Origin of the sequence: Deinococcus rhizophilus (assembly GCF_030271215.1) — a bacterium.
Lineage (GTDB): Bacteria > Deinococcota > Deinococci > Deinococcales > Deinococcaceae > Deinococcus > Deinococcus rhizophilus.
The window spans coordinates 4,108-8,229 of record NZ_JASNGB010000129.1; the positions used below are offsets into that span (position 1 = coordinate 4,108).

The window sequence follows — 4,122 nt, forward strand, 5'->3', positions numbered from 1 at the left end:
CACGCCCCCGGTTCCGGCCGCGCCTCCCCTGACCCGCGTGACCCGGCTGGAGGGCGTCTCCGTGACGGCCCCGGCGACGGCGCGGATGGGCGACGCCTTCGTGCTGCGCCTCAGCGGGGCGCAGGCGGGCGAGGTCACGGTGCGCTTTCTCAGCGAGGTGGGCGAGAACGTCCGGCTGCCTGCCGAGCGCCTGACGCCGGTGGGCGCGGCGGGCGAGTACGTGGTGCCGGGTCGGGTGGTGCTGGGCAAGACCACCCCGGTGACCTACGAGGTCGCGCTGGGCGGTCAGGCCCTGCGCGGCAGCATTCCCGTGACGGGGCTGGGCCAGAGCGTGCAGCACCTCAACCTGCCCCGCGCCATCAGCCGCAAGCTCGAGGACCCCGGCCGCAAGGCCGAGGACGCGGCGGTCGAGAAGGCCTACGCCCGCCGCACGCCCCAGGTCTGGACCCGGCCCTTCGCGCCCGCCGTGAATGTCAGATCCCAGAGCAGCGCCTTCGGGCAGCCGCGCACCTACGTGGCGGGCGGCCCGGTCCAGTACCACTACGGCACCGACTACCCCGCGCCCGTGGGCACCCCCGTGCTGGCCGTCAACGACGGCACGGTCGTGATGGCCGGGATGTACCCGGTGCGCGGCGGCCTCGTCGTGATCGACCACGGGGCGGGCCTGACCAGCCTGTATTTCCACCAGAGCCGGGTCACCGCCAAGGTCGGCCAGAAGGTCACGCGCGGCCAGAAAATCGGCGAGGTCGGGTCCACCGGCCTGAGCGCCGGGCCGCACCTGCACCTCGAGCTGCGGGTGCGCGGCGAGGGCACCAATCCGGCAGGGTGGATGAACCGGCTGTGGCCCCGGTAGCGCCGGGCTGCTACCTTCTCCCCCATGCTCCCCACCCTCGAGGACCTCAACGCCTTTGGCGAGGGCCGCCTGCCCGGCCTGATGGGCATCCGCTTCACGCACGCCGAGCGCGGCCTGCTGCGCTCCGAGCTGACCGTGCGGCCGGAGCTGCTGGCGCCCAACGGCTTCCTGCACGCGGCGTCGGTGATCGCGCTGGCGGACACGACCTGCGGTTACGGCACCCGGATGCTGCTGCCCCAGGGCGCCGAGAACTTCACCACCATCGAACTCAAGAGCAACCACCTCTCGACCGCCCGTGACGGGGTGATCACCTGCGAGGCCCGCGCCGTCCACGCCGGGCGCACCACCCAGGTCTGGGACGCCGAGGTGCGGGGGCCACAGGGCCGGGTCATGGCGCTCTTCCGCTGCACGCAGGCGGTGCTGTACCCGAAATGAGCCTGTGGCCTGTCGCTTGTGCCCCGGAGTGTAGGCAGTCGGGGCTGAAGCTCAGGCCCTTCTCTTCTTTCCACCAGTCTTTCCACCAGCCACCAGCGAGAAGCCACATACCACACGCCTCCCACTTCCTCCAGCACCCCGACCCCCTGACCCGCGAGGTCGCGCGGGGGTACGCGTCGGGGGCCTTTCTGATGGACAACGGCGACGGGGTGGGGTGGTACGCGGTGGAAACGCGGGCGCTCGTACCGCTCAGCGAGGCGCAGGGGCTGCATGTGGCGCGGCGGCTGCGGCGGGAGCTGGGGCGCTTCGAGGTGCGGGTGGACACCGCCTTCGCGGACGTGGTGGAGGGGTGCCGGGGCCGCCTGCCGGGGTCGCCAGAGCGCGACGGCGAGTGGATCAGCCCGCCGCTGGCCGAGCTGTACGCGCACCTGCACCGGACCGGGCTGGCCCACTCCTTCGAGGTCTGGCGGGAGGGAGAGCTCGCGGGCGGGGTGCTGGGGTTGAGCCTGGGCGGGGCCTTTATCGCGGAGAGCAAGTTCCATCGCGTCCGGGACGCGAGCAAGGTCGCCCTCGTGCGGCTGGCGGGGCACCTGCACGCGCGGGGCTTCACCCTGCTGGACGCGCAGATTCAGAATCCCCATATCGCCCGGCTGGGGGTCTACGAGGTGGGAGGCGACGAGTACGCCCGGCGGCTGCGGTCGGCGCTGGCGCTGGACGTGGACCTGCACGGTTCGCCCCTCACGCCCTAGCCAGCCCCCGCCCCCTGCCGGAGCAGGGCACTTAGAGCATTTGCCATAAGAATGCGGTGGGTTTCCGCATTCGTTGGCCGAGCGGACTTGCAAAGCTGCGCAGCAGAGCGAGCGAATTGAAGAAGAGCATTGGGCATTCGGGGAGGCACCTGGGGCGCCCTTCCCCGGGGGCCGTCATTCTGTCCAATGCTCTAGGCTGGGGCATGACGCTGCCGCCGCCCCCCCGTCCCGGCCCGTTGTCTCCCGGCCCGCAGTCCCCCACCGCTCCCCTGCGGGTGCTGATCNTGGGGCATGACGCTGCCGCCGCCCCCCCGTCCCGGCCCGTTGTCTCCCGGCCCGCAGTCCCCCACCGCTCCCCTGCGGGTGCTGATCTGCGACGAGATGAACCCCGGAGCCCTGGAGCACGCGGGCTTCGAGATCGACTACGCGGGCAACCTCCCGCGTGAGGAGACGCTGCGCCGCTTGCCGGACTACGACGCCCTGATCACGCGCAGCCGCACCCGGGTGGACCGCGAACTGCTGGCGGCGGCGGGGCCGAGGCTGCGGGTCGTCGGGCGCGGGGGCGTGGGGGTGGACAACATCGACCTCGACGCCTGCTCACGCCGGGGCATCCTGGTGCTGAATGCGCCCGAGAGCAACACCGTCTCGGCCGCCGAACTCGCCCTCGCGCACCTGCTGGCCGCCGCGCGGGGCCTGACGCGCTCGGACCGCCGGACGCGGGCGGGGCAGTGGGACCGGACGTTTCTGGGCACCGAGCTCAAGGACAAGACCCTCGGCATCGTGGGCCTGGGCCGCATCGGGTCCGTCGTGGCGGACCGGGCGCAGGGGCTGCGGCTCAGTGTGATCGCCCACGACCCCTACGTCCCCGAGAACAAGTTCGGGCGTCTGGGCGTGGAGCGGGCCGACACGCTGGATGAGCTGCTGGGCCGGGTGGATTTCCTGACGGTCCATACCCCGCTGACCGACGAGACGCGGGGCCTGATCGGGGAGCGCGAACTCGCCCGGTTGAAACCCGGCGCGGTCGTCGTGAACGCGGCGCGGGGCGGCATCGTGGACGAGGCGGCGCTCGCAGGAGCCCTGCACCGGGGGCACCTGCTGGGCGCGGGGGTGGACGTGTTCGTGGAGGAACCGCCCGCGCCGGGGCACGCGCTGCTGGACGCCCCAAACCTCAGCGTCACCGCGCATCTGGGCGCCAACACCGCCGAGGCCCAGGAGCGCGTCGGGGCCGAGATCGTGGGCCGGGTCCTCGCCGCCCTGCAGGGGGACGTGAGCCGGGGGGCCGTGAACGCGCCCGCGCTGGACCCCCGCACCCTGGAACTGCTGGGCGGCTACCTCGACCTCGGCGAGAAGCTGGGCCGCATCCTGACCCAGTTGCTGCCGGGAGCGCACGAACTGGAGGTGACCTTCCGGGGTGACTTTCCCGCCGACCCCGCGCCGGTCGTCACGGCGACGCTGGTGGGCTACCTGTCGGGCAGCACCGACGAGGTACCCAACCTGATCAACGCCCGCGCCCTGGCCCGCGAACGCGGCCTGACCCTGACCGTGCGCGAGGACGCCGGGAGTCCCGACTACCAGACCGAGGTCATCGTGCGCGTGACCGCCCACGGCGAGGGAGGCCGCCCCCGCACCCGCACGGTGGGCGGCACCGTCTTCGGGCGCAGCCCCCGGCTGACCCGGCTGCGCGACTTCCGGGTGGAGCTTGCCCCCGAGGGCTTCATCCTGATCGCCTCCAACCAGGACCGGCCCGGTGCGGTGGCCGCGCTCTCGGCGCTGCTGGGGGGCTGGGGCGTCAACATCGCGGGCATGGCGCTGGGCCGCGCCGAGCGGGGCGGGCAGGCCCTCTTTACCCTGACGCTGGACGACGGCCTGACGCCCGGGCAGCTCGCGGCCGTCCGGGGCCTCGGCATGATCGACTCGGCCTATCTGGTGCAGGTGTAGGGGCAGCGGGGAGAGCGGGGCACTCGGGTCGGACGCCGAATCCCGCACACCTCCCGGCCCGGCCCCCGCGCTAGCCTGACCGGGTGAAGCTCAACCCATCCGCCCGGCCCGGCGGCGCTCCCCTCACGGCGCGGCGGGCGCGGTCCC

At 73.2% G+C, this 4,122-nt stretch carries 4 protein-coding genes; all 4 read left to right on the forward strand.

Translation table 11 applies throughout. The features are described from left to right. On the forward strand, window positions 1–853 hold an 853-nt coding region (locus tag QOL99_RS12425), incomplete at its 5' end, for a M23 family metallopeptidase (RefSeq protein WP_285524232.1). Between the two features lie 24 nt (window positions 854–877). Next, complete coding sequence (locus QOL99_RS12430) at window positions 878–1,288, forward strand: PaaI family thioesterase (RefSeq protein WP_285524233.1); 411 nt, start codon at window positions 878–880, stop codon at window positions 1,286–1,288. A gap of 107 nt (window positions 1,289–1,395) precedes the next feature. Then, window positions 1,396–2,037 carry a leucyl/phenylalanyl-tRNA--protein transferase gene (gene aat / locus QOL99_RS12435; RefSeq protein WP_285524235.1) on the forward strand — a complete coding sequence of 214 codons (642 nt, stop codon included), beginning with the start codon at window positions 1,396–1,398 and terminating at the stop codon, window positions 2,035–2,037. 291 nt (window positions 2,038–2,328) lie between these two features. Continuing rightward, window positions 2,329–3,975 carry a phosphoglycerate dehydrogenase gene (gene serA, locus QOL99_RS12440; protein WP_285524234.1) on the forward strand — a complete coding sequence of 549 codons (1,647 nt, stop codon included), beginning with the start codon at window positions 2,329–2,331 and terminating at the stop codon, window positions 3,973–3,975. Window positions 3,976–4,122 lie beyond the last annotated feature (147 nt).